Consider the following 21732-nt stretch of genomic DNA (forward strand, 5'->3'; position numbering starts at 1 on the left):
TGGCCCGAAGCCCGCAGCTCACGACCCGTGACCCGAATCCCGTAGCTCACGACCCGTGACCCGAATCCAGTGGCCACGCCCCGTGACCCATGGCCCGTAGGGCTACGCCCTCACTCCACCACCCCCAACCCCCGGTCACTCGCGTTCAGCCACCGCCCGCCCGTCTCCGTGCACGTCACGATGTCCCCGATCCGCACGCCGAAGCGTCCAGGAAGGTAGATCCCCGGCTCGATCGAGAAACACATTCCCGGGACCAGTGGCAGCTGTTCGCCCTCGACCAGGAACGGCGGCTCGTGGGTGAGGGCGCCGATCCCCCGGCCCGTACGGTGGGTGACATACTCGCCGTAACCCGCCGCCTTGATGACCCGCCGGGCCGCCCGATCGATCTCCTGGCAGGCCGCACCCGGGCGGACCGCCTCGAAGGCGGCCTGCTGCGCCTCCCGTACGACTTCGTGCACCTTGCGTTCCTCGGGGGACGGCGGCCCCACGTGCACGGTCCGCCCGGTGTTGGAGCCGTATCCGTCCCGCAGGCCGGCGAAATCGAGCACCACCATGTCCCCGCTGCCGATGACCCGATCGCCCGCCTCGTGCCGCGGATCGGCCCCGTTGGCCCCCGACCCGACGACCGCGAAAGCGACCACCTCATGGCCGTTCTCGGCCAGCAGCCGTGCGACGTCCGACGCGACTTCACTTTCCCGCCGTCCGGCGAAGCGCAGGCCGAGGACCGCCTCGTACACGGCGTCCGAGGCCGCCGCCGCGGCCGCCAGCCGTTCCACCTCGAAGGTGTCCTTGACCGCACGCAGCATCGGCAGCGCCTCCGTCACCGCGAGGTACGAGGTCCCCGGCGCGGCGCGCTGCAACGCCAGCAGGTCACGGGCCCACGTCATATCCGAAACGCCGTAACGCCCCTCCTGTCCGAGCCATTTCGCGAGCAGACCATACGGGTCCGCGCCCTCCGCCCAAGCGGCCACCGACAACGCGTCCGCCCCCGCGGCCTGCTCCGCGGCGGCCTCCTCGGCCACCGGCACCAGCAAGCGCGGCTGCCCCTGCGCGGTGACGACCAGCGCGGTCATCAGCCCCCTGAAGCGCGCCGGCGTGTAACCGCACAACCACACCATCAACGGTCCAGGCGTCACAATCATCCCCGCCAGCCCCGCGTCCTCCGCGGCGCGGGCTGCCCGCGTCAACCGGCGTCCGTAACCCTCGGCACTCATCGAAGTCGCCATGGCGCGAACCTACGCCGCTACGCGCGAGCCCGCCCCCGCCCAACACGCAACAGAAATACCGCAGCTGACGCCTCGGCCCCGGCTCGCTTCCTACGCGCCGCACCCGACCGAACCGGGCACGAGATATCGGGTGCGGGAGCATGCAGTCTGCCTACCGTCGCAGGCGTAAGAGAAGGAGACCGGAGTGCTGGAACGGCTGAACGAGGCCCTGGATCACATCGAGGCGCACATTCGCCGCCGGATCGAGGCGACCGAGCTGGCCAGAATCGCCGCGACGTCGGAATATCACTTCCGCCGTATGTTCTCCGCACTCGCCGGGATGCCACTGTCGGAATACATCCGCCGCCGGCGGCTCACGGTCGCGGGAGCCGAAGTGCTCGCCGGGGACCGGACGCTGCTGGACATCGCGGTGCGGTACGGATACGGCTCGGGCGAAGCGTTCGCGCGGGCCTTTCGGGCCGTACACGGTGTGGGTCCGGGCGAGGCCCGGCGGTACGGTGCTCCGCTGCATGCGCAGCCCCGGATGTCCTTCCGGCTCGTTGTCGAAGGAAGCAGCAGTATGCGATACCGAATCGTGGAGAAGGAACAGTTCCACGTCGTAGGCAAGAAAGCGCGCGTCCCGCTCGTCCATGAAGGGGTGAACCCGGCCATCGCGGAATTCATCCGGAGCATCGGCCAGGACACGACGGAGCGGATCGCCGCGCTCTCCGACCAGCAGCCGGAAGGCGTCGTAGCCGTGTGCGACGACCTCGACCCGAGCCGCGCGGAGGGCACCGAACTCGATTACTACCACGCCGTGGTGACCCGGGCGGACGCGCCGGACGACGACCTGGACACGCTGGTCGTCCCGCCGGGCACCTGGGCGGTTTTCGAGAATTCCGGCCCTTTCCCCGAGGCACTGCAGATCCTGTGGCGCGACGTGTTCACGCAGTGGTTCCCGTCCAACCCGTACCAGAGCAGGCCGGGCCCCGAAATCCTCCGCACCCGCCTCTCGGAAAACGGAAACCAGGCGGACGCGGCACTTTGGATTCCAGTGGAACGAGTAGCCGTCTCCGACTGACGCGACCTCACCCATCTGTCGACTGACATCGTCCGTCTTCCTACCCGCGCGGCCCGCCGGCCACATCTTCTATGCGTCGGCGGCGCTGGGACCAACCAACACCGGGTTCGACGCCGGGGCCGACGCTGTGGCCGACGCCGGGGTCGGGAGCGCCCATCCGAGCTGTTGCTGTGCACTGCCGAGAGGAAGTAGGCCGCAGCCACCGGATTCTCGGCAAAGGGCGACTCCATCCGGGCAGCCCTGATGAGCAGCCCTACGGGGGACTCCCGCTCGTACAGCAAGACGTCCTCGGCTTCCCGGTCCCCACCCCGCAAAGTCCCCTCGCCCTGACGCAACGGATGACGGGATCGCCGCATCAGTGCCTCCCGGAGCCCGCCGGAGGCGGGGCCAACCGGGGCCGCCCGGGCCACACGCGTCACACGTTAGCGAAGCGTTAGGCGGGCAACGGCAAAAAATAAGGGGGGCCGACAGTCTTGTTCTCACCAACCGACGCCGAACGGGGAGAAAAATGTCGCACTTCACCACACTGGGTCACGTCCGCAAGGCTGCCGCCGCCGTGATCATCGCCGCCGCCGCATTCGGGCTCACCGCCTGCGGTCAGGACGGCGGCACCAAGGCCGCTCCCTCGTCGTCGACGGCCTCGTCCGCGTCCTCGTCGTCCGGGTCCTCGTCGTCCACTTCACCGTCGTCCACTTCACCGTCGTCCGCCTCCGAGAGCGGCCGACAGGCGGCCGCCGCCTCGACCAAGACCACGCAGAAGACCTCCCATGGCGCGTCGTCGAGCGCCGCCAAGGGGGCGGGGGAACGCTGCACGAACAAGTTCAATTACGCGGACGACCCGAGGTCCAACGCCGAAATCAACAGCATCGGCGCGGAAACCGGCCACTGCCCGACGCCCAAGAAGAAGAACGCCACACCGCCCGGCACCCCCAAGAAGCCCGGCGTCAGCTGCACGAACCAGATCAACTACGCGGGCGACCCCAGGTCCAACGCCGAAATCAACACCATCGGCGACAAGACCGGTTACTGCCCGCCGATCAAGCACTAGTGAGCTCTGGCAGTACGCACCCGCCCCCAGCAGGGCATGTCCATCCCTGCTGGGGCACTTGTCGCAGATGACGACCCGAAAGGCGAAAGCCGAAGCGTTCGAGGTCGCAGTCTGGATCACCGATACTGCTCACCGTCACCTTGATTCTGCGGTACGGGACAGAAGCATCCCGGCTCCCCTCCGCCGTATAGGGAGCCCTGGCCACGCCACTCGCCTTACGAATGGCCTGGCCGCGGCCCCAGATCTCACTCCCACCCCCACCCCGCCCTTCCCCGTACACCTGTCCTTCCGGAGCGATCCCCTGAACTGCCCACAGTTCACCGCCCCGTGAGCCCCGTGGAGGACAGGAAACCGTGCCCGCGGCCCTACCCCACCCCGCCTATTCCGCCCACGCCATCTCTCCCCTCCCCCTCGCACCACCCCCACCCACCTCCCCCTGTCGGAGACACGGGCTTACCCGGGGACGGGTCATCGGCGCGACGGCAGCGTGCTGCGCCACCGCGGCGGGGGTCTGGGCCTGCCTGCTCGTACTCCTGAGCGCGAGCCTCGCTGCCCCCTCGGCGGACTCTCCGAAAGCGACCGCCGTCCGGAGCGCCCAGGACATCATGACGCTGCTGTTGTCCCTGCCGCTGATGTGCGCGGTGCTGGTGATCGGCCCCACCATCTCGTTATGGACCGGGCAATGGCTCCAAAAGTTCGCCGTCCTCAGGACTCTCGGGATGACCGCCGGACGGCTGCGACGCGCGGTGACCGTCGACGTGGCGCGCCTGGCCCTCGTCCCGGTGACGACTGACCACAGCACGCAGGACGACGAACCCGATCGCGAGCCTGCGGAGGTCGTGGCCCTCACGCGTAAACGATCTAGCCAGCGGGCACCCTGGCGCTCTCGGCCCCCGCCACAGCGGTCAGCAGACGTCCAGGCGTCCACGCGTCCAGGTTCTCCGCCATGACCGGCCCGCTCTACGAGGCGGAGATACAGCACGCGACCGGCGCCGCCGCCGGATCAAGTAGCAACAGAAAGCCCCAGGTCACCACCGATGACCTGGGGCTTCCCACTCCCTGAGCCCCCTGTCGGATTCGAACCGACGACCTACGCTTTACAAGATGTCTGCTCTCAATTTGCGACCGTCCCCCGGCGGCCGCTTACCTCAAGCCAGCCACTCTCCCGGCCCTCAGTGGACACCCAAGAATCAAGGCGGATGACCGGACAACCGAGACCACAACTGAGACCACAAAGAGCGCTGGCGCCGACCCACCGCAGAGTGTCCTGCCCTATCACGGCTAGCACAGCATTGCTGAGTTCACGAGTTGCGCCGGACACCCCAGCGGCGAACGGCGCGGCGAGCTCGACCTGACAGTCTGGCAGGCCTCACGTCGAGGAACCTGGGCCCGGGGCCTGCGGCGCATCAGCCGCTCGCGCTCCGACAAGCCATCAAACCAATCCCTTAAGCGTGGAAGGTGCTCCGGCTCTATGGTGCTCGATGCCGCTGAGCCGGAGCTAGCTCGAAGCGCCTGCCTAGGCCCCAGCACGAGATTGGCCCAAACGTTCGAAGATGGCTTGATCTGCGCACGCCTCGGAAGCATGAGCCGCTACAGGTACGCTTCCTGCCCTCCTCAGGACTATCGCGCTGTGTCACGATAAGACAGCACATGTTGCTGGGCTCGTTAGAGCCGAGGGGATGGCGGCATGGAACGCAGCGTAGCCAGCAGGCTCAGAGGGCAGCAACGACGGGTAGGTAGCTTTGCGAACAGACTTCGGCGACCTCGTTATCGACCGCGCCATCGTGCACGTCGTCCCGCAGCGCAAGCGAGCTGATCCCGACGAGCCCATTCCGCTGAGTGAGGCGCCCTGCAATCTTAATGATGCGGTGCGCACCGCCCTCCAAGCTCGCCTGCGCAGCGTCCTGGCTGCCACAGGCCGGGAAGTTATCGAAGACCCCGATTCGAGATCTGCCCTGCCAGATCGCGTCCACTCCTTCTTATCCGGCGAGATCAATCTTGTCGACGTTTCAGTTGAACTGGTGCACCTGCTGCGAAATAGTCAATCCGGCGTGAATTCTGCAGGCTTGCTTCTGGTGGCGGAAGCCCACTTGGGCCACCAACTCTCGCTGCTGATTGTCAAACTTGAACAAGAGACAGGAATGCAGGCCACGGAAACGTTCGTCGATGGCCTACGTACGTTCGACATGAAATATCTCGCCGACCTCCTGTTCACCGAAAAATCCAAGATTCACAAGGTTGCCCTATTCCCGGAAGACGGCATCGGCGACGAAAGAATCGAAGGCTGGGCCGCAGATCGTCAACTTTCCGGAAAGATGGCTGTCTTTTTTCTTGAGCGGTTCCTGGGATGTCGACAGAAAAACGAACCAAGAGAAGTTACACGACGCTTTCACGACGTCACCACCGAGTGGATTAACTCCTATATAGCGGATCCAGATATCCGAATAAACTACGTGATGGCCACACTTGCAGAGCTTCAGAGCCCTGCACCGTCCTTGGACCCAGTCGAATTTGCGCAGCGCCACCTAGACTTACTACACCGTGACGCTTTCATTGAACACCTGCAGCAGTCAGAACTTCCCTGTCGAACCTTCGACAAAGATATTCACCACCTGGAAACTCGACTGAATAACATGCGGGTTTGCTTCGCAAGTGGCGTGTTCATCGTCGCGCCGGTAGATGCCATAGGAGATCAGCAAGTCCTGGCACTTGAAGATCAAGGTGATGGAACGACAAGCGTCACCATCACAGGCACGGTCACTACCGCTACCGCATATGCACCACCTGGAGGTCGGCGCCGCTCGCAATCTCGGGAGCCGAGCCACCACTCTCAGGTCGAGAACCACGAGAGCGCACCATCAGCCAATGAGTAACTCGTGAACGCCATGGACGCAACGTTCGCTCGCTATCAACGTGAGCGTCCTCGCGTTGAGATCGCAGCCAAACTCACAGCCGCGCACTTGCGTCGACGGGCTGCACGAAAAAGAATTAATTGCGAAGTTTCTTACCGCGCCAAAGAAGTTAGTAGCTTCATAACCAAGGCCCAGCATAAAGACTATGCAGACCCATGGGCGCAAATCAGAGACAAAGCCGGCGTACGCATAGTCGTCCAGCATGGGGGACTACTCGACCCTGCCCTTGACCTGGTCAAGGAATCACTCACCGTAGTCGGTGAGCCAGAAGATGATCGACTCCTCGTAGGCGAGGAGGATCGTCTTCAGTACCCGCGCCTCCACGTCCAGGTGGTGGCGTTCGGTGACCAGTGCGGTGAAGACGGTGAGCCGTACGAGTGCGAAGTGCAGATCCGCACCGAGGCTACCGACCTGTGGGCACGGATGTCCCACAAGCTCATGTACAAGGCGGAGGCGTCGGCCGTACCATCCGATGTCAGACGCTCGCTGTACCGTTTGATTGCTCTGATCGAGCTTTACGATCTTGAGGTCCGACGGGGGGTCGAAGCCTTGGCGCAGTACCCCGATGTTGCATTAAGTAACCAACTTCTCGGTGAGGCCGAGCATCACTTTCGCACGTTTACCGAGCACGAACCGCGACGGGATCTGTCCGAAGAGGTGGTAGACGTGCTATTGAAGACGATCCCGGAACCGTCCACCTACCCGGACCGCCTGTCTGCGTTCACTGAAGCTCGAAGGTTCGACTTAGAGCGCGCGTACGAAGATTATGGACCAAACAGTGATCACTTTCTGCTATATGGGCGCTACATCTTGGCTAGCCAGCCCGAAAGTTTAATCATTTTCGAACGCCTAACGAACGCCAAGATGCTTCTACAAGGACGATGGGTCGACGAGCTGCCAGGATCCATGCTTGATGATATGGCGGAGGCATGGGGGGTGTCTTTATGAGTGATTCCTTGAAACCTGAATCTTTAGGCGCAATAGCTGCCACAGCGATGTTTATCGAAGTCCTCGTCGTCGGCATCGGTTCTCTTGCTGCAATGGTCGGTTTCGTGACTGCCATTGTTGGCTTTGAGTTCGCGAAACAAGTCGCGCCGATCCTCTCGTCAACGCCAGCCGCAGGGGTGGGATTAGCTTTCGCCTATGCGCTCGGAATAATGATTGACCGAGGGTCTGATTTCTTACTTCGATCACCTCGCAGGCGCCTCCGAGGATCGTATTTTGACTCATCGGCTAGTTACGATCAAGCCAGACGTGCAATCGTCAACAACCCCCACATCATCGCCATGTCCGACTATGCTCGTTCACGAATGCGCATTTGTCGCGGCTGGTTCGTGAACAGTATTTTCCTGACGGTGGCGACCAACCTCGTGATATGGCGATTCCCAGTTCCTGACCGCATTATCACAGGGGGCTGGGTTACAGCGATAGGGCTTCTACTGACGTGGGGGTTCTATGCCGCATGGAGGAGCATTACAGCAACCGGCTACAAGAAGCTTGCCCAGCAAACAGCAATTTGCGCCGGAACAATCTCAGCCCGCCTTCCGAATCGGTAAATTATGCCGCCGCGGCGTTCTTGATCATGTCAATAACATATGTGTCTTCATCGGGGGGAACTATTCCTTTCCTGCCGCAGCGGCGGTAGCAGCAGATCTCGCTCCGGGTGCTTGCTGCCGCTGACGCTTCCCTGGACGCCCAGATCCTCCCGGGCCGCTTCGTGGAAAACGTTGATGGCGCGGAAGACCGCTCGGTTTCGGTCTCTCCACTGCTGCAAGGTGCCGGCCGTCTTGCCCGCGGCTTGCCAGTCGACCTCTAGGGCTGCGGCGTTGAGTTCGTGGGCTGCCTCTACGACGTCGTCGCCGCCCAGCAGCATGACGCGTTCGAAGGCTCTGCCGCGGAGGCGTCCTGCCTCCGCTACGTCGGCGAGCAGTTCCTGCTCCGGCTTCTCTGCCTCGCGCATGCCCTCGCGTTGTTCGTAGAGCTGGGCGGCCAGGAAGATGCAGGCTCGCATCCGGTCGATGTAGGTCTCGTAGGCGCTGAGCTTCTTGTCGTCCCAGCGGGTCTTGAGCTGGTACCTGTTGCGGCTCCGCTCCATGAGGAAGTTGGCCACGTACGAGCTCATCGCGCCCAGGAGTACGGCAGCGATCGTCACGAACTGCTCAGTGGTCCCCAAGCCATCCCCCAGACACGGAACTTGTGTTGTCGTGTTGAGGAGTTTATGAGTGCGGCGGGTCGCGCGGGGGTCGGGCGACGTAAGCCTGCGGCTGGGGAGGGGAAGGTGGTCGAGGTGCGTGGGTGGGGCTCAACGTGCTGCAGCCCGGTTTCCAGTGGGGACACAGCTGGAAACCGGGCTGCCGACGCCGGGCTGGGCCGACGCCGCCCCTCGGCCGGTGGTGCCTCGGTGACGACGCTCAGCGGGTGGACCGCCGAGCAGGCACGCCGAGAGGTTTGGGGACCGGGGGCGGCCAGGCCCGTGCTGGCTCGGCGGCCCCCCGGTCGGCCCTCAGTTGGGTTGTGCGGTGGAGGGGCTGTCAGCGGGGTGGGCGTCGAAGTACTGGAAGGCGACGACCTCGTACCTGGTGCATCTGGAGAGGCCGGCGTGCTTCAGGCACCAGAGCTGCGCATCGTCGGATGCTTCGGTGTCGGTGGACTGGGCGAAACATTCCAAGCACTTCCCGTAGTACCGGATCTCCGCGCCCGGGACGGCGCTCAACGTCCACTCGGTGAAGCGGTAGGTCGACCTCATGCCGGCTCCCCAGTCGACCGTGCGGAGTCCTCAAGGTCGTCGTCGGGCTCGTCGTCATCGTCCCGATCGGCGATTCGTGCGCCGCGGCTGTCTGCGACTCGTAGCGCGTCCACCAGTGCTCCGCGCAGCCGACGAGCCAGGAAGTGGAGTTCGCCCGACGACGCCTTGGGGTCGTCCAGCAGCCTGCCGGCGTGGTCGAGGAGCTCTTCTCCGATGTTGAGCTGCGCCTCTTCGATGCTGTCTGCCAGGCGCGATACGAAACCGGGGGTGCCGTCCGTCGCTACGTAGCAGCGTTGTCCGTTCGGGCCGGACCATGGGAGCAGGCGCAGCCCTGATGCGGTGCTCATGTCGCCACCTGCACACCGTGGATCCAATACGGGCCGACGTCGATGCCGTGGACGGCCAGCCACAGGGCTCGGCGACGTTGCCGCTGGAGTCGCTCTTCTTCCTGTTCCTCGTACGCGGTCAGATACGGGCGGATGAGGGCCACGTCTTCACCGCGTAGTAGCGGGGCATTACTGATGGGTCTGACGGGTCGGCGGCTGGTCGGCGCGGGAGGCGCGGCTTGGAGGCGGCGGGTGGCGGCGGCGCGATGACGCCCTTGGCTGGGGAGCAGCCGCTGAAGAAGCGACTTGATGAAGTGAGCGGTACGGTGCGGCATGTTGACCTGCACTCTCAGGTTGGCCACGCCCCCGGGCCGTTCGCCGCGGCCGCGGGGGTCTCTGTGATCAGGTGCCATGGAGCTTGCGGCTTGAGTGATCCGCGAGTGCTGGTCGCCGCTGGGTTTACGTGGGTGCTCGGTGGTGACGGGCGGCAGATCCATCGCAGATCAATCACTCAACGTAAAGCTAGTTAACTAGCATAGTCGGTGGCGACGCTTCTGCCACTCCCCTTCGAGATTTCACTCCCCGCGGCCGGCTGCGCCTATGTCGGGACATCGGGCACCCGCACAGTGGCGATCAGTGGCTTGCCCTCGCCGAGAAGGCGGTGCTGGCGGCGGCTTGTTGGCCGGCGAAGACGTCTATACCCTCGACCTGACGGGTCGTCAGGTACGTCGCCGACGCGGCGACCGCTGAGAGGGGCCTCATGACTGGCCAGGCGAACGGCATGAAGGGCACGAACAGCACCACCGAGACCATCGACATCCCCCGCGTGATCAGCGTGGACGACCACGTGATCGAACCGGCGCACCTCTTCGAGACCTGGCTGCCCGCGAAGTACCGCGATCTCGGGCCGAAGCCGTTCACCGCCGGTATCGGCGAGCTGGCGTACATCGGAGGCAAGTACAAGTTCACGACGGATCCGGCCGGCCAGATGACGGACTGGTGGCGGTACGAAGGAGACCTCTTCCCGTACAAGCGCATCATCGCGGCCGTCGGGTTCTCCCGGGACGAGATGACACTCGACGGCATTACCCGGGAGCAGATGCGGCGCGGCTGCTGGGACCCGAAGGCCCGTCTCGCGGACATGGACCTCAACCACGTCGAGGCGTCGCTGTGCTTCCCGACCTTCCCCCGCTTCTGCGGCCAGACCTTCGCCGAGTCCCAGGACAAGGAAGTCGGCCTGGCGTGCGTCCGCGCGTACAACGACTGGATGGTGGAGGAATGGTGCGGGGACAGCGGCGGGCGGCTGATCCCGCTGTGTCTGATCCCCTTGTGGGACGTCGACCTGGCGGTGCAGGAGATTCGGCGTAACGCTGCCCGAGGGGTACGCGCCGTGACCTTCAGCGAGATCCCCACCTACCTGGGGCTGCCGAGTATCCACTCGGGTTACTGGGATCCATTCTTCGCGGAGTGCGAGGCGATGGGAACGGTGGTGTGCATGCACATCGGCTCGTCGTCACAGATGCCGGCCGCCTCACCGGATGCTCCTCCGGCCGTGCAAGCTTCGCTGTCTTTCAACAACGCCATGGCGTCGATGATGGACTTCCTCTTCAGCGGCGTCCTGGTGAAGTTCCCCCGGCTGAAGCTGGCGTACGCGGAAGGGCAGATGGGGTGGATCCCGTACGCCCTGGAGCGCGCCGACGACGTGTGGGAGGAGCACCGCGCGTGGGGCGGGGTGCGTGATCTGGTCCCCGAGCCACCCTCCACCTACTACTACCGGCAGATCTTCTGCTGCTTCTTCCGCGACAAGCACGGAGTCGCGTCGATCGAAACGGTCGGCGTCGACAACGCCACCTTCGAGACCGACTATCCGCATGTCGACTCGACGTGGCCGCACACCAAGAAGGTGGCCGCGGAGCACGTCGCCGGGATGCCGCCGGACGTGGCTTACAAGGTCCTCCGCGGGAACGCGATCCGGATGCTCGACCTGGACCTCGACAGGACGCGGTGACGACCGAGGGGTAGGCGCCGGTTCGCCCTGGCGGCACCGCTATAGGCACTCGGACCGGGGCCGCTGATCGTCAGAGCGGCCGTACCGGGGGCTGATCCCGGTACGGCCGCTCGAACGGTGATACCTCAGCAGGGTTGACGCGTACGCGCGCACGGCGTGGAGTACACCGCCGCCACGCGGTCTCCGGACATCAACAAGTCAGCCGTCTCCACCACCGTGCCGCTCGCGCCGTACGACGTGCGCTGAATCGCGATCACTGCCACGCCGGGAGAGATGCCGAGTTCCGCCGCCTCTCGCGCGCTCGGTGGCCGGGCCGTAAGCCGTTCGACGACGTGGTCCAGTTCGATGCCGGCCTCGGTCAGCCAATTCACGTAGGCGTCGCCCCACGGAGAGGCAGCGCTCGCAAGTTCCGCCGGCGCCGGGAGCGCCATCGCGTACAGCAGGTAGGAGCGCACGATGCTGTACGGAGTTTCGTCCTTCGGGCGTCGGCCGCGGTAGACGAGCTCAAGCAGTCGCGTCTCGACCTGTACGTTCATCCGCGACGCCAGCTCGTCGTTGGCCCAAACCTCACAGCAGCTCACGGTGACTTCCGGGGAGTCGTCGAGAGCACGTTCCTGCGGCGAGCTGGAGACGTCGGGAGGCTGAGCAGCTCGGTGGTGCCGGTCGTTCGCGTACTCGATCTTTCGGTTCGCTGCTCGGACGAAAGTGCCCCGACCGTGGTGCTTCTCGATCAGCCCTTCCGCCTGCAGAACGTTCAGCGCGTGCCGCACGGTCGGCAAGCCGACGCGATGCTGCAGGGCGAGGGCGCTCTCGGAAGGCAACCGTGCAGCGGCTGGAAGAGTGCCGTCCTCGATCTGCTTACGCAGGTCGGCGGCGATCTGCTCGTACCGGTTAGCCATGTGGGCTCATCGCCTCCACAAGCTCGGGTACAGGGGTTCTCCTCTTGTCGGCGTTCACGGGTTCATGTCCTCGTCGCGTCTGTTGGGGGCTGTCGACACGGCATCGTCCAGACGAGGGCCCAGGCGGTGAGCCCGTGCTCGTTCCCCCGAAGGCCGAATCGATCAGCGCGGTCTAATGCGGCAAGGAGGGCCTGCCAGCGGGTCGGGGACGGCTCGCCGAGCACCTTGGTCACGACGTGGATCCGGGTGAGGCGTCGGTGTACGTGCGGTTCGTAGCCGGCGGCGGTGAGCCGTGCCGCGATGTCCTGCGCTCGGGATGCAGGTGCAGGCACGGCGGGTCCTCCGTTGGAGATGGATCACTCACTGTGAAGCTAGTTAACTAGAATAGAGCTAGTGGACTAGATTTGCTACATGCCTGAGCAGCCTCCGTACCTCGCCGTCGCTGACCGGCTCCGGCAGAGCATCGCCAACGGCGACTGGTCCCCCGGTGACCGGCTGCCGTCGCGCGCTCAGCTCGCCGGCGAGTACGGGGTAGGGGACAACGTCATCCGGCGCGCGCAAGAGCTGCTGATCGCGCAGGGTTTGCTGGAGGGCCGCGCCGGTTCCGGCACCTACGTCGCTGAGCCGCGTCAGCGGTTGCGCATGGTCAGGTCCTCGTCGCGGGAGCAGCGTGGCGGATCGCCGTTCCGCGCCGACATGGCGGGGCTCGGGAAGCACGGCACGTGGGAGCACAGCACCGAAGCGAAGGTGCCCGCCCCTCGTGAGATCGCCTCGCGGCTCGGCATCGCCGAAGGTGATCTGTGCGTCCGCACGGTGTACGAGTTCCTGGCCGACGGGAAGCCGGTGCAGCTGTCGACCAGCTGGGAGCCGTACAGCATCACCGAGGGCACGATCGTGGTGCTGCCCGAGGGCGGACCGTACGCCGGCCGAGGCGTCATCGAGCGGATGGCCGCCATCGGCGTGGTGATCACTCACGCCGTCGAGCGGCCGGAGCCCCGGCAGGCCACCACCGCGGAGGCGAACCTTCTCGGCATCCCGAAGAGCGCGCTGGTCACGCACATCCGGCGTACGTACATCTCGGAGGACGGCCGGCCGGTCGAAACGGCGGACATCGTCGTGCCGGACGCGTACTGCGAGATCGTTTACGAGGTCCCGATCGAGCGCCGTACGTAGGGTGATCCGGATCCGCATGGCCGGCTCAACTTCTCCGGGGGCTCAGATGACTTCTCTCTTCACGCAGTTCAAGCTCGACCTCTCCCGCTGGTACGTGCGCTACGCCCCCGGCACGCTCGGCAAGGCCGGCATCGTGGAGTCCTATCTGAACGCCGGGCTGCGCGACCATCCGCGCATCCGCCGGGCCCGGACGCGCTTCGGCGCGACGTTCGTCACCGACACCCAGGACCTGATCCAGCGGTACATCTATCTCTTCGGGGTGTGGGAGCCGCACCTGACGCGATGGCTGGAGCGACGGCTCCGGCCTGGTGACGTCTTCGTGGATGTGGGCGCGAACATCGGTTACTACAGCCTGCTCGCCTCGCGGCTGGTCGGCGAGAAGGGGGCAGTGGTCGCTCTGGAGGCGTCCCCCGACTTCCACCGCGTGCTGCGCAAGCAGGTGGCGCTCAACGGGTGCGGAAACGTTCGTGCGGTGAACGCCGCGATCTCGGACAGGGAGGAGATGCTCACCTTCATCCTCGCGAGCTCCCACAACATGGGTGCCAACAGCATCGTGCCGTATGCCGGCGAGGCCGAGTCCACCTTCGAAGTAGCAGCTCAGCCGCTGTCGGATGTCCTCAGCGCTGATGAGCTCGCGCGAGCGCGGGTGATCAAGATCGATGTGGAGGGGGCTGAAGGATCCGTTGTACGGGGGCTGGACCCGCTGCTCGACCAGCTCCGGCCCGACGCGGAGCTGGCCATCGAGGTGACGCCGCAGCGGATGCTCGAACTCGGGGAATCGGCCGAGGAACTGCTGGACGCACTGCGGGCGAACGGATTCCACATGTACCGCCTTCCGAACGACTACACCGCCAGCCGTTACCCGGCAGCCTTGCGACGCGAAGCAGCGGTGCCGGTCCGGTGGCGGGAGCCGATCACCGAGGAGAGCGAGCTGCTCTTCTCCCGCGTTGACGCCGAATACTTGCCGTAGGCCCCGAGGGGGGCGGTGCAGTGATCGCGCCGGCACGCCAGCACGTCAGCTACTCGACTCCGCCATAGGCTCAGCCGAAGGGCGTCGCGGGTGCTTTGCCATCAGCGTGGGTCTGGCCGGGTGAAAGCTTTTCTGGGGAGCCCACAGGTGTCCTCGGTGAGGTGGGCTGAGGGCTTGCCTCAGACAACGTGTGGTCCGGCTCGTCGAAAGTCACGCTGTTCAGCAGTGCCACGATGTCGGAGCAGTACGCGTCCCAATGGCCCTCGCACGGCGTCGTGAGGTTGAAGGAGACGAGACACTGCTCCTGGCCCTCCACCCCTTCGGGCACCGGCAGGTACACCTGCATTTCTGCCATCGGCAGGTTCAGCTCTTCCCTCGATGCGGAGGTCTCAGCGGGGATGTGGAAGCCGTTCACGCCCGTCAGCACCGCGGCAGGACCGACCGGAGTGTCGAATACCGTTCCGGCCCAGGAATCCCCCCGCGCGGCGACGAGAGCGCGCACCATGCCGTCCGCCGCGATTGCCGCATCACCGAAGGCGAAGGGCGTCACCGTGACAAGCAAGGTGCCGAGGGACAGTTCACCTTCGTAGGCGCGCAGGCAGGTACCGGCGTACAGCGTCCCGGTCTCTTCGAGCGCCTGCGACACTTTCTGCAGGTTGCTCACAAGGTTCTCGTAGGCCGCGGGCCTCGCTTCGAGAGCTTCCCGTGACACGCGCGTGAACAGTTCCTGTCGCGCTTCTTCGACAGTCATCCCTATGGGAATTTCCGTGAAGCCCGCAGGTGCGATGAATTCCAACTCTAGCTTCCCATCTGGTCGTTGTGCGGCCCTGCGGGAGGGGGAGGAGGGGAAGGGGGCGGGACAGCGAACTGGGCTGCCTGATGACGGCGGTAACGCTCAAGCAGCTGCAGGTTCTCTTGATGCCAGCGCCTCGTGTACCGCGGGCCGAGGGCGGCTGCGGCCAGACACAGAAGGCCGACGAGGCAGGAGCCCACCGTGGCCGGCACCGTCTCGCGCACGGCCCACGCCAGCGCGAAGAATCCTGCGGCGAAGACGCAGCACACGCTGATGAGCTGTGCCGGATGCCACCCCTCATAGGCTTTGACCTGCCTCTGCGCACGCGCAGCGCGCTCCGGGGGGATCAGCGGCGGGTCAGTGGCCGCGGACGGACCGTGGGGGACAGCTCCTGGCCAAGGCTGAGCGACGGCGCTCCACGAGCCGGCCGCCTGCACGCGCGCCAGGGTCGCCTGGGCACGCTGCCGGGCCGCCGGACTGTCGTCACGGGTGAAGAGCAAACGACGCTGCCCTCGTCCGTAAGGCTCATCCGCGCTGAGCACATAGCCCAACTCCGTGCCGATCCAGGTAACCCGGTCAGCACGCATCGCCCCGAATCCGGTGAAGACGATTTCGACAGTCGGGCGTCCGTCGAATCGTGCTGCTACCGCCGCCTCGTCCTTCATGCTCTTCCCTCACCCGCCGCCGGTGGTGGCCTGGTCTTTCGCGCTGCCCTTCTTCCACGCGTTCTCCATGGCAACCAGAAGAGGGCCGCCGCCGGGAATTCCCATCTCCACGGCCTGACGGCGGTTCGTCGGCTTGAAATTCTCGAATACGGACGGATCACCGAACAACCCGGCCCAGGAGTCGACCAGTCCGAAGTTGGAGGCTGCGTCCGCCGCACGGCTCTTGAAGATCGCGGTGCCCAGTTTCCCTCCGACGCGAACGGCGCCACCGAACGGGATCGTGCCCAGCGCGTCCTGCGCCAGCGTCCGGTTCGACACGACGTCTTCGCCGCCCGCCATACGAGCGGTGCCGTGCAGCACGAGCGCTCCTGCTGCGAAGCCGGAGGATGTGACCTCCAGGCCGGCGGCCAGCGGTCCGAGAACGATCTCGGAGGGCGGGAAGACGAGGCCGAGAGCGGCGATGCCCACCCCGGCGGCGCCGAGTATGGCGCTGACCGTCGACAGGACATCACCGACAGCAGCGATGGCATTGGCGTGGTTCTTCACCCAATCCCAGGCTTGGTGTGCCAGAAGGGAATTGGCCTCGGCCAGTGACTTGATGGCGTCGCCGATTCGATCCAGCAACCCTGGTTCGTCGGGAGCTTCTTCCGAGGCTTTGCGTACGGCCTCGGCGATCTTCTCCGCTGCCTCGTCATGCTGATGCTTGAGGCGTTTCGCGTCCTCGATCAGAGTGTTGAGGGCGTTCCTGGCAGCATCAAGCTCTTTCACTGCCCGGTTCAGCCGCTGCTCGGCGTTGTGCAGCTCTTCATCGGTGTCGAATGTCTGCCCCGCCAGTCCCAGGTTCGGATTCCCCTCCGCGTCCCGCACGCGAGAACGGGCGGTTACCGCGCGAGCCTCCAGGTCCGCCGACCGAGACTTCATGCTGCTCAGCTTCGCGGACCACTCATTCAGCTGGAAACCACAGTCGTAGAAGCTTTTCGTCGCGGAGTCGACCAGCTTCGGCAGTTCCTTCACCTGTGCGGAGAACGCGTCTGCGGCAACACCCTTCCATGCTTCTCCGCCACGGGTTATGGAGTTCAGCGTCTGCCAGACCGAACTCAGGTTTCGGTGCGCCTCGAACGACTGATCCGTGAGTGTACGCACCGCCGAGAGGCTGCCGGGGGTCGGATCGAAGCCGATGCCTGGGAACCCCGCTGCCTCGGAAGGTATCTTCCCGCCGCCGCTCATGAGCCCTCCCTACCCGCCTACCCGAATACTCGGGATGTGGCACCGGATGTCGACTGCGGCGACGAGGAACCGGAGGGAGTCCCCTCAAGGCCCTTGGCGAACGCTTGCTGAATTCCCGTCTCGCAGGCCCGGTACGATTCCGCAGTGGCCTCCACTGATCCGCGTATGGAGTTCGCCAGTCCGGCGATCTGCCCGATTCCGTACTTCCACTTCGACTGAAAGTCCGAGCAGGCGGAATCCAAGGAGTCGTGTCCCAACTGCCCTGCGGTGGCTTGGTCCATCTTGCGTGTCACGGTTCGCATCCCGGTGACGCTCTCGTCAAGCTTTCGCGAGATGGACCCGAGTTCGTGCACATCGACCTTGAAAGTCCCCGGCAAGAGAGCCCTCCCCTTACTCCTGCGCCTGTCTGCCGTACAGGCAGAGCAGCCTAACAGTGACAAGATCCCGGCGCGGCGGGGAGGACCAACCAATACCACGCCTTAACGGAGGTAGCGGCGCAGCTGAGGTCGTGGTGCAGCAATCCAGCCTCGTTCCGAGCGACGTTAAAGCGCCACCGCGACATGGCATTGTCGTGTCGGGTTCCGGGCACGGGGGTGCTGGATAGCGAAGAACAGCTGCGGGGAGATCTCCCCGCAGCCGCTCTCAAGCCGTTGCTACGCGGGCCCGTACCGCCAATCGCTCATCGCCGCCAAAACACGAGCCCGAGCCTCCACTACCGCGAACCGCGCCTCTCGCTCCCCTTCATGGACGTGAGCCGCCTGGTTAGTCGCCTGCCCAGGCCACTTCCGGTACAGCAGCCCCGTATCGGCGGAGAAGTGGCCGCGGCTGACCGCGCTCAGCGCCATAAGCAGGCCCGTGTCCTCGCTCGCCGGCAGGGCCATCCAGCCGCCCAGCGCCAGGAGCAGGTCGCGGCGCATGAAGAGGGTCGCCGGGTGGACCTGGGCGCGGTAGTTGTGGGCCTTCCAGTGCTCAAGGACGGCGCCGCGCTCGATCGGGCCCTCGGGCGGGTCCTGGTCGAAGCCGACGGTGGAGCCGTCGGGCATGAGGTCCAGTACGCGGGAGGTGGCCCAGCCGAGGGAGGAGTCGGCGGTGAGGGCCTGGAGGTCGCGGGCCAGGGAGCCCGGCGTGAGCATGTCGTCGGCGTCCAGGACCTTGACGTACTCGCCCTCGGCGCGGGACAGGCCCAGCGTGCGAGCGACTGCCGCGCGTCCCTGTCGGCCCTGGCCGAAGGAGATCCGCGGATCATCGGGCAGGTGAGGACTTACGGCGTCGGTCTCGCCGTCCTCCTGGATCACCCACTGCCAGTCCCAGCCGTCCGGCAGCTGCTGCTCGGTCAGCGACTTGTACGCGTCGGCCAGGTACTTCGCGGCCGGCGGGTGGACGGCCGTGATCACCGTGATGAGGTTGGTCATCGTCACCACCGGTCCAGACGGGTCGTGAACACCAGCTCGGTGCGGTCGCCGGGCATGATCACGTCGGAGACGTCCACCACCCGTCCCTCGGTGTCGATGGAGATCTTGCGGAGCACGATCACGGAGACGCCCTTCTGGAGGCCGAGCTCCTCGGCCTCCTCTGATGTCGGAGGCCGGGCCGTTATCCGCTCGACGATGTGGTCGAGCTCGATGCCGATGGTGTGCAGCTGGCTCTGCGTGCCACCCGGCCAGGGCTCGTTGGACTCGTCGAGGAGGTCCGGGTTGGCCGCCACCACGTCGTGGACGAGGTGGGAGCACACGAGGCTGAAGGCCGCGTCCCCGTCACGCGGGTAGGTGCGGTAGACGCGTTCGAGCAACCGGGTGCCTACGGGGACGGCGAAGGCTGCGGCCAGGTCCTCGTCGGCCTTCGTTTCGCGGTACCGGGCCTTGAAGACGAGATCAGAGACGGTGAGTCCGGTGTCGTGCTCGGTGGCGCCGGTCTGCTCTCGCTCGTTCTGCGCCGCGCGCGCCCGGTCCTTCTCCCACTGGTGACGCTCGTTGGTGCGCTCCACTCGCGGCGGCGGCTTACGGACGAAGTTGCCGACGCCGTGCCGCTTGTCGATCAACCCCTCGGCCAGCAGCTCGCCCAGCGCGTCGCGCATTGTCGGCACGCTGGTCCTGTACTGCTTCGCGAGTGTGGTCTCCGCCGGCAGACGCTCTCCCGGCTTCAGCTGGCCTGCGCGGATGTGCTGACGCAGCTCGTCAGCGATCCGCTCGTACTTCTTGGCCATGTGGTGCTCACCGTCCCTGATCGTTGGACGGTTTCAGCATAAGTCCTCAAGAGGAGTTGACGACATCAGGAGTGGGCCGTATGTTCATGAGCACTCATTAAGAGGAGTAGAGGACAAGAGGTCTTCAAGACCTGTTGTGTCGCTCGCCCATGCCTGCCTGCACCGGCAGAGCCGCGCGAACCCGCAGTGCGCGCGCCCGGAGACCTCCGTGAAACGGGGTCGAAGGAAGCGTCCGTTCCTTGAGAACTGAATGGCACGGCGCCTGGCAAGCAGACCGTGCCCGTACCAGTGGTTTAGGCCCTGGCGCCCCCTCACGGAGGCGCCGGCGGCCATGGCCACTCGTCCACGAACGAGCGGTCGCCGCAGTCCTGGCTGATGCCGGCACGCGGCTTGCTCCCCCCTCCCCCCTTGCTCCACACAGATCTGCCGGAGCGCCGGCGCTCCCGTGCAAAGGACAACGCCGTCGCCCCGGGTCTCCCTCCCAGTCCGAACAGATCAGGAGAGCACCCATGAAGCATCGGTTCGGCAGCCACCAGTTCGTCATCGACGACGTAGAGCTGTCCCTCGGCACGCCGCCTGAGCTGTGGCTCGGCGTCGACGGCGAGAGCGCGGAAGAGCGCGCGGCGCGGTTGGAGGCGGCTCGCGGAATCCTCGCCGACGACCCCGAGCTGCTCGACCTTGTCACCCGGATCACCGTGGCCGCGATCGAGGCGGACGCCCCCGACCTGCTGGGCGCCGCGCCCAGCGGCAGCGTCCGCGTCGTCGGCCGACACACGACGTACGCGGAAGGACTTTCCCTGTGAACGGTTACTTCGACTACGACGAGACCGAGTACGACTTCACGCCCCTGGATGCCGAGGTGAAGCCGGCCGCATCGAAGTGCGACCGGTGCAGGTTCCTGCCGGGTGAGGCCGTCGCCGTCGGGCCGCTGTTCGCGGTGTGCGCCTGCTGGATCGGGCAGGGTGCCCCCGCGGAGGAGTGCGAGTGCGGTCCCGAGGGTGGGGAGGTGGCGGGTGGCCAGGCCCCCGACTGATTCAACGGTTCCGTCGGAAGGACTCAGCTCACTGACCGCAGTGACGGAGCCGGAGGCTGTGGCGGCTCGCCGAGCGATCGAGCAGTTGGAGAAGGTCGGGCGCCTGGTGACCCGTTCCCTCCTGGTGCTGGGGTTCGGGGCGCTGGTCTTCACCTGCGTCAACGTCACCACGTTCGCCGTCCAGCATCACGTACCGGGCTGGGTGGCCTGGATGCTCGACCCGCTTGCCTCGCTGGCCCTGCTCACCGTCCTGTACGTCGATGGGGTCCTGGCCGAGCAGGGCGACTACCGGGCGAGCGGGTGGCCGTTCGTCCTGCGCTGGTTCGCAGGGCTGTCGACCTGGATCATGAACTGTTGGCAGTCCCTGTACCCGGATGGCGTTTTTCGGCTTGTCCCTGAGCAGGCGGATGCTGGTGGGCTGCTTCTGCACTCGGTTGCGCCGTTCCTGCTGATCATCTTGGCCGAGGCGTCCGCCGGGTACCGCACATACGTCGCCGCCAGGACCGCTGCTCACCGCGGCACGATCCGCGCATGGGAAGACGCTCTCGCCGCTGACCGCGCCGCTCGTGAGCGGCACGCGCGGGAAGAGCGCGAGCGAGCCGAAGCAGCCGAACGCGAGCAGGCTCTCGAAGCGGCGCGTGTTGCGCGACAGCAGGACGAGCGTGAGGCGGAACGCGAGGCGCGTGAGCATTCCGCGCGCCTGGCTCGTGAGGTGCAGCAGGCGGAAATCGAAAAGGTCCGTGAGCTGGCCCGCATCGAGCAGGAGAAGGAAGAGCGCGCCGCGCGGCGAGAGGCGGAGCGGCTGCGCGTCGAGGCGGAAATCGAGACAGCCGAGCGGGATCGTGCTGCTGAGCGTGAGGCTCTGCGTATCAAGGCGGAAGCCGAGGCCAGGGCCGTTGAAGAGGCCGAGCGCGTGAAGCGGGAAACTGCTGCCGAGCGACGTGAACGCGCTCAGCGCACACGCGCCAAGGACCGCCGGAACAGTACGGGCGGTGCCTCGAAGAGTGGTCTCGCGGCTGCCTGGAATTCCGATGAGCCCGGCTCGAAAAGTGAAGGGCGCATGCCGCGCGAGATCCGAGCGGCACAGCGAGAGAAAGCCGAACGCGAGGCCGCAGCAGCGCTCTTGGACGGCCGTACGCTGGACCCGGTCGCGCTCGCTCAGAGGTACGGACTCGGCGAAACGTGGGGTGGCGACCGTGTCCGTGCGGCCCGGCGGCGCCTCGAAGAAGAAGCCGGCTTCGAGGAGACGGTCATCTTCTCGGTTCTCGAAGCCGAGTGTGGCGCGGTCGAGGCGCCCGCGGAGCTTCAGGCCCACGGCACCCGGCCGTAGAGCCAGCCAGCCAGAGACCTGAGAAGCCAGCAACCAACACGTCCATCGGCGTGAGCCCGGTGGTCTACCGTCCAAAGTTTCCCACCGGGCTCTGCCGCTCCCCCAGCAATGAA

The 21732-nt window shown here is 65.8% G+C and carries 23 protein-coding genes and 1 pseudogene; 13 read left to right on the top strand and 11 right to left on the bottom strand.

Annotated features, from left to right (window positions below; all coding sequences use genetic code 11):
• Positions 1–110: 110 nt before the first annotated feature.
• Positions 111–1226: a M24 family metallopeptidase gene (locus OEIGOIKO_RS17060; protein ID WP_371858933.1), complete on the bottom strand. Its 1116-nt coding sequence runs from the start codon at positions 1224–1226 to the stop codon at positions 111–113.
• A 184-nt stretch (positions 1227–1410) separates the two neighbouring features.
• On the opposite strand from OEIGOIKO_RS17060, the gene OEIGOIKO_RS17065 reads away from it, so the two are divergent.
• From OEIGOIKO_RS17065 to OEIGOIKO_RS17075, 3 genes are all read left to right on the top strand, one after another.
• On the top strand, positions 1411–2286 hold the full coding sequence (locus OEIGOIKO_RS17065) for an AraC family transcriptional regulator (protein WP_125054784.1): 876 nt from the start codon (positions 1411–1413) through the stop codon (positions 2284–2286).
• Between the two features lie 508 nt (positions 2287–2794).
• Positions 2795–3334 (top strand): hypothetical protein, encoded by a 540-nt coding sequence (locus OEIGOIKO_RS17070; RefSeq protein ID WP_125054785.1) that lies wholly within the window; start codon positions 2795–2797, stop codon positions 3332–3334.
• Positions 3335–5076: 1742 nt separating this feature from the next.
• Positions 5077–6207 carry a nucleoid-associated protein gene (locus tag OEIGOIKO_RS17075; RefSeq protein WP_125054786.1) on the top strand — a complete coding sequence of 377 codons (1131 nt, stop codon included), beginning with the start codon at positions 5077–5079 and terminating at the stop codon, positions 6205–6207.
• Here OEIGOIKO_RS17075 and OEIGOIKO_RS42800 read toward each other — a convergent pair.
• Positions 6193–6450: a hypothetical protein gene (locus OEIGOIKO_RS42800; protein WP_246178286.1), complete on the bottom strand. Its 258-nt coding sequence runs from the start codon at positions 6448–6450 to the stop codon at positions 6193–6195. The two genes, OEIGOIKO_RS17075 and OEIGOIKO_RS42800, sit on opposite strands and share 15 nt — an antisense overlap.
• Here OEIGOIKO_RS42800 and OEIGOIKO_RS42805 point away from each other — a divergent pair.
• The 3 genes and pseudogenes from OEIGOIKO_RS42805 to OEIGOIKO_RS17085 all read left to right on the top strand — a co-directional run.
• A pseudogene (locus OEIGOIKO_RS42805) lies at positions 6367–6639 on the top strand (nucleotidyltransferase family protein); the annotation flags it as partial. The gene OEIGOIKO_RS42800 and the pseudogene OEIGOIKO_RS42805 overlap by 84 nt on opposite strands.
• A 45-nt stretch (positions 6640–6684) precedes the next feature.
• Complete coding sequence (locus OEIGOIKO_RS42810) at positions 6685–7194, top strand: hypothetical protein (RefSeq protein WP_246178288.1); 510 nt, start codon at positions 6685–6687, stop codon at positions 7192–7194.
• Positions 7191–7802, top strand: coding sequence for a hypothetical protein (locus OEIGOIKO_RS17085; protein WP_125054787.1), 612 nt, complete (start codon positions 7191–7193; stop codon positions 7800–7802). Before OEIGOIKO_RS42810 ends, OEIGOIKO_RS17085 begins: the two co-directional genes overlap by 4 nt.
• A 47-nt stretch (positions 7803–7849) precedes the next feature.
• Here OEIGOIKO_RS17085 and OEIGOIKO_RS17090 read toward each other — a convergent pair whose 3' ends face one another.
• From OEIGOIKO_RS17090 to OEIGOIKO_RS17100, 3 genes are all read right to left on the bottom strand, one after another.
• A complete protein-coding gene (locus OEIGOIKO_RS17090) occupies positions 7850–8419 on the bottom strand; it encodes a hypothetical protein (protein ID WP_125054788.1) in 570 nt (189 codons plus the stop codon).
• A gap of 330 nt (positions 8420–8749) precedes the next feature.
• The gene (locus OEIGOIKO_RS17095; protein WP_125054789.1) at positions 8750–8992 is read right to left on the bottom strand and encodes a DUF7848 domain-containing protein; all 243 of its coding nucleotides are present in this window, start codon (positions 8990–8992) and stop codon (positions 8750–8752) included.
• Positions 8989–9339, bottom strand: coding sequence for a hypothetical protein (locus OEIGOIKO_RS17100; protein ID WP_125054790.1), 351 nt, complete (start codon positions 9337–9339; stop codon positions 8989–8991). Before OEIGOIKO_RS17100 ends, OEIGOIKO_RS17095 begins: the two co-directional genes overlap by 4 nt.
• Positions 9340–9356: 17 nt before the next feature.
• On the opposite strand from OEIGOIKO_RS17100, the gene OEIGOIKO_RS43525 reads away from it, so the two are divergent.
• Together OEIGOIKO_RS43525 and OEIGOIKO_RS17110 are read left to right on the top strand one after the other, a co-directional pair.
• Positions 9357–9497, top strand: a complete 141-nt coding sequence (locus OEIGOIKO_RS43525; protein ID WP_170251738.1) for a hypothetical protein — start codon at positions 9357–9359, stop codon at positions 9495–9497.
• 581 nt (positions 9498–10078) lie between these two features.
• The gene (locus OEIGOIKO_RS17110) at positions 10079–11326 is read left to right on the top strand and encodes an amidohydrolase family protein (RefSeq protein ID WP_246177381.1); all 1248 of its coding nucleotides are present in this window, start codon (positions 10079–10081) and stop codon (positions 11324–11326) included.
• Between the two features lie 125 nt (positions 11327–11451).
• Here the strand turns inward: OEIGOIKO_RS17110 and OEIGOIKO_RS17115 are convergent, their stop codons facing one another.
• Positions 11452–12225, bottom strand: coding sequence for a GntR family transcriptional regulator (locus tag OEIGOIKO_RS17115; RefSeq protein ID WP_125054791.1), 774 nt, complete (start codon positions 12223–12225; stop codon positions 11452–11454).
• A gap of 411 nt (positions 12226–12636) precedes the next feature.
• Here OEIGOIKO_RS17115 and OEIGOIKO_RS17120 point away from each other — a divergent pair, with 411 nt between their 5' ends.
• Positions 12637–13398, top strand: a complete 762-nt coding sequence (locus OEIGOIKO_RS17120) for a GntR family transcriptional regulator (protein WP_125054792.1) — start codon at positions 12637–12639, stop codon at positions 13396–13398.
• 46 nt (positions 13399–13444) lie between these two features.
• Positions 13445–14368: an FkbM family methyltransferase gene (locus tag OEIGOIKO_RS17125; RefSeq protein WP_125054793.1), complete on the top strand. Its 924-nt coding sequence runs from the start codon at positions 13445–13447 to the stop codon at positions 14366–14368.
• Positions 14369–14438: 70 nt separating this feature from the next.
• On the opposite strand, the gene OEIGOIKO_RS17130 is transcribed toward OEIGOIKO_RS17125, so the two are convergent.
• From OEIGOIKO_RS17130 to OEIGOIKO_RS17150, 5 genes are all read right to left on the bottom strand, one after another.
• A complete protein-coding gene (locus tag OEIGOIKO_RS17130) occupies positions 14439–15164 on the bottom strand; it encodes a hypothetical protein (RefSeq protein WP_125054794.1) in 726 nt (241 codons plus the stop codon).
• 2 nt (positions 15165–15166) lie between these two features.
• Positions 15167–15826 carry a hypothetical protein gene (locus OEIGOIKO_RS17135; protein ID WP_125054795.1) on the bottom strand — a complete coding sequence of 220 codons (660 nt, stop codon included), beginning with the start codon at positions 15824–15826 and terminating at the stop codon, positions 15167–15169.
• A 9-nt stretch (positions 15827–15835) separates the two neighbouring features.
• Positions 15836–17053 carry a putative T7SS-secreted protein gene (locus OEIGOIKO_RS17140; RefSeq protein WP_125054796.1) on the bottom strand — a complete coding sequence of 406 codons (1218 nt, stop codon included), beginning with the start codon at positions 17051–17053 and terminating at the stop codon, positions 15836–15838.
• A 653-nt stretch (positions 17054–17706) separates the two neighbouring features.
• Positions 17707–18465 (bottom strand): glycosyltransferase family 2 protein, encoded by a 759-nt coding sequence (locus OEIGOIKO_RS17145; RefSeq protein ID WP_125054797.1) that lies wholly within the window; start codon positions 18463–18465, stop codon positions 17707–17709.
• Between the two features lie 2 nt (positions 18466–18467).
• The gene (locus OEIGOIKO_RS17150; protein WP_125054798.1) at positions 18468–19256 is read right to left on the bottom strand and encodes a GntR family transcriptional regulator; all 789 of its coding nucleotides are present in this window, start codon (positions 19254–19256) and stop codon (positions 18468–18470) included.
• Positions 19257–19765: 509 nt separating this feature from the next.
• Here OEIGOIKO_RS17150 and OEIGOIKO_RS17155 point away from each other — a divergent pair.
• The 3 genes from OEIGOIKO_RS17155 to OEIGOIKO_RS17165 are packed head-to-tail and all read left to right on the top strand — an operon-like array spanning position 19766 to position 21619.
• Entirely contained in the window at positions 19766–20059 is a 294-nt protein-coding gene (locus OEIGOIKO_RS17155) for a hypothetical protein (protein ID WP_125054799.1), read from the top strand.
• Positions 20056–20289 carry a hypothetical protein gene (locus OEIGOIKO_RS17160; RefSeq protein WP_125054800.1) on the top strand — a complete coding sequence of 78 codons (234 nt, stop codon included), beginning with the start codon at positions 20056–20058 and terminating at the stop codon, positions 20287–20289. Before OEIGOIKO_RS17155 ends, OEIGOIKO_RS17160 begins: the two co-directional genes overlap by 4 nt.
• A 40-nt stretch (positions 20290–20329) precedes the next feature.
• Positions 20330–21619 carry a hypothetical protein gene (locus OEIGOIKO_RS17165; RefSeq protein WP_125054801.1) on the top strand — a complete coding sequence of 430 codons (1290 nt, stop codon included), beginning with the start codon at positions 20330–20332 and terminating at the stop codon, positions 21617–21619.
• Positions 21620–21732: the final 113 nt, after the last annotated feature.

Source organism: Streptomyces paromomycinus, from assembly GCF_003865155.1.
Taxonomy (GTDB): domain Bacteria; phylum Actinomycetota; class Actinomycetes; order Streptomycetales; family Streptomycetaceae; genus Streptomyces; species Streptomyces chrestomyceticus.

Coding starts and splice junctions, on each gene's coding strand:
- OEIGOIKO_RS17140 (WP_125054796.1), bottom strand. CDS start 17,053: ATGAGCGGCGGCGGGAAGATACCTTCCGAGGCAGCGGGGTTCCCAGGC.
- OEIGOIKO_RS42810 (WP_246178288.1), top strand. CDS start 6,685: ATGTACAAGGCGGAGGCGTCGGCCGTACCATCCGATGTCAGACGCTCG.
- OEIGOIKO_RS17155 (WP_125054799.1), top strand. CDS start 19,766: ATGAAGCATCGGTTCGGCAGCCACCAGTTCGTCATCGACGACGTAGAG.
- OEIGOIKO_RS17135 (WP_125054795.1), bottom strand. CDS start 15,826: ATGAAGGACGAGGCGGCGGTAGCAGCACGATTCGACGGACGCCCGACT.
- OEIGOIKO_RS17095 (WP_125054789.1), bottom strand. CDS start 8,992: ATGAGGTCGACCTACCGCTTCACCGAGTGGACGTTGAGCGCCGTCCCG.
- OEIGOIKO_RS17145 (WP_125054797.1), bottom strand. CDS start 18,465: ATGACCAACCTCATCACGGTGATCACGGCCGTCCACCCGCCGGCCGCG.
- OEIGOIKO_RS17100 (WP_125054790.1), bottom strand. CDS start 9,339: ATGAGCACCGCATCAGGGCTGCGCCTGCTCCCATGGTCCGGCCCGAAC.
- OEIGOIKO_RS17125 (WP_125054793.1), top strand. CDS start 13,445: ATGACTTCTCTCTTCACGCAGTTCAAGCTCGACCTCTCCCGCTGGTAC.
- OEIGOIKO_RS17150 (WP_125054798.1), bottom strand. CDS start 19,256: ATGGCCAAGAAGTACGAGCGGATCGCTGACGAGCTGCGTCAGCACATC.
- OEIGOIKO_RS17085 (WP_125054787.1), top strand. CDS start 7,191: ATGAGTGATTCCTTGAAACCTGAATCTTTAGGCGCAATAGCTGCCACA.
- OEIGOIKO_RS42800 (WP_246178286.1), bottom strand. CDS start 6,450: ATGCTGGACGACTATGCGTACGCCGGCTTTGTCTCTGATTTGCGCCCA.
- OEIGOIKO_RS17110 (WP_246177381.1), top strand. CDS start 10,079: ATGACTGGCCAGGCGAACGGCATGAAGGGCACGAACAGCACCACCGAG.
- OEIGOIKO_RS17120 (WP_125054792.1), top strand. CDS start 12,637: ATGCCTGAGCAGCCTCCGTACCTCGCCGTCGCTGACCGGCTCCGGCAG.
- OEIGOIKO_RS17070 (WP_125054785.1), top strand. CDS start 2,795: ATGTCGCACTTCACCACACTGGGTCACGTCCGCAAGGCTGCCGCCGCC.
- OEIGOIKO_RS17115 (WP_125054791.1), bottom strand. CDS start 12,225: ATGGCTAACCGGTACGAGCAGATCGCCGCCGACCTGCGTAAGCAGATC.
- OEIGOIKO_RS17060 (WP_371858933.1), bottom strand. CDS start 1,226: ATGGCGACTTCGATGAGTGCCGAGGGTTACGGACGCCGGTTGACGCGG.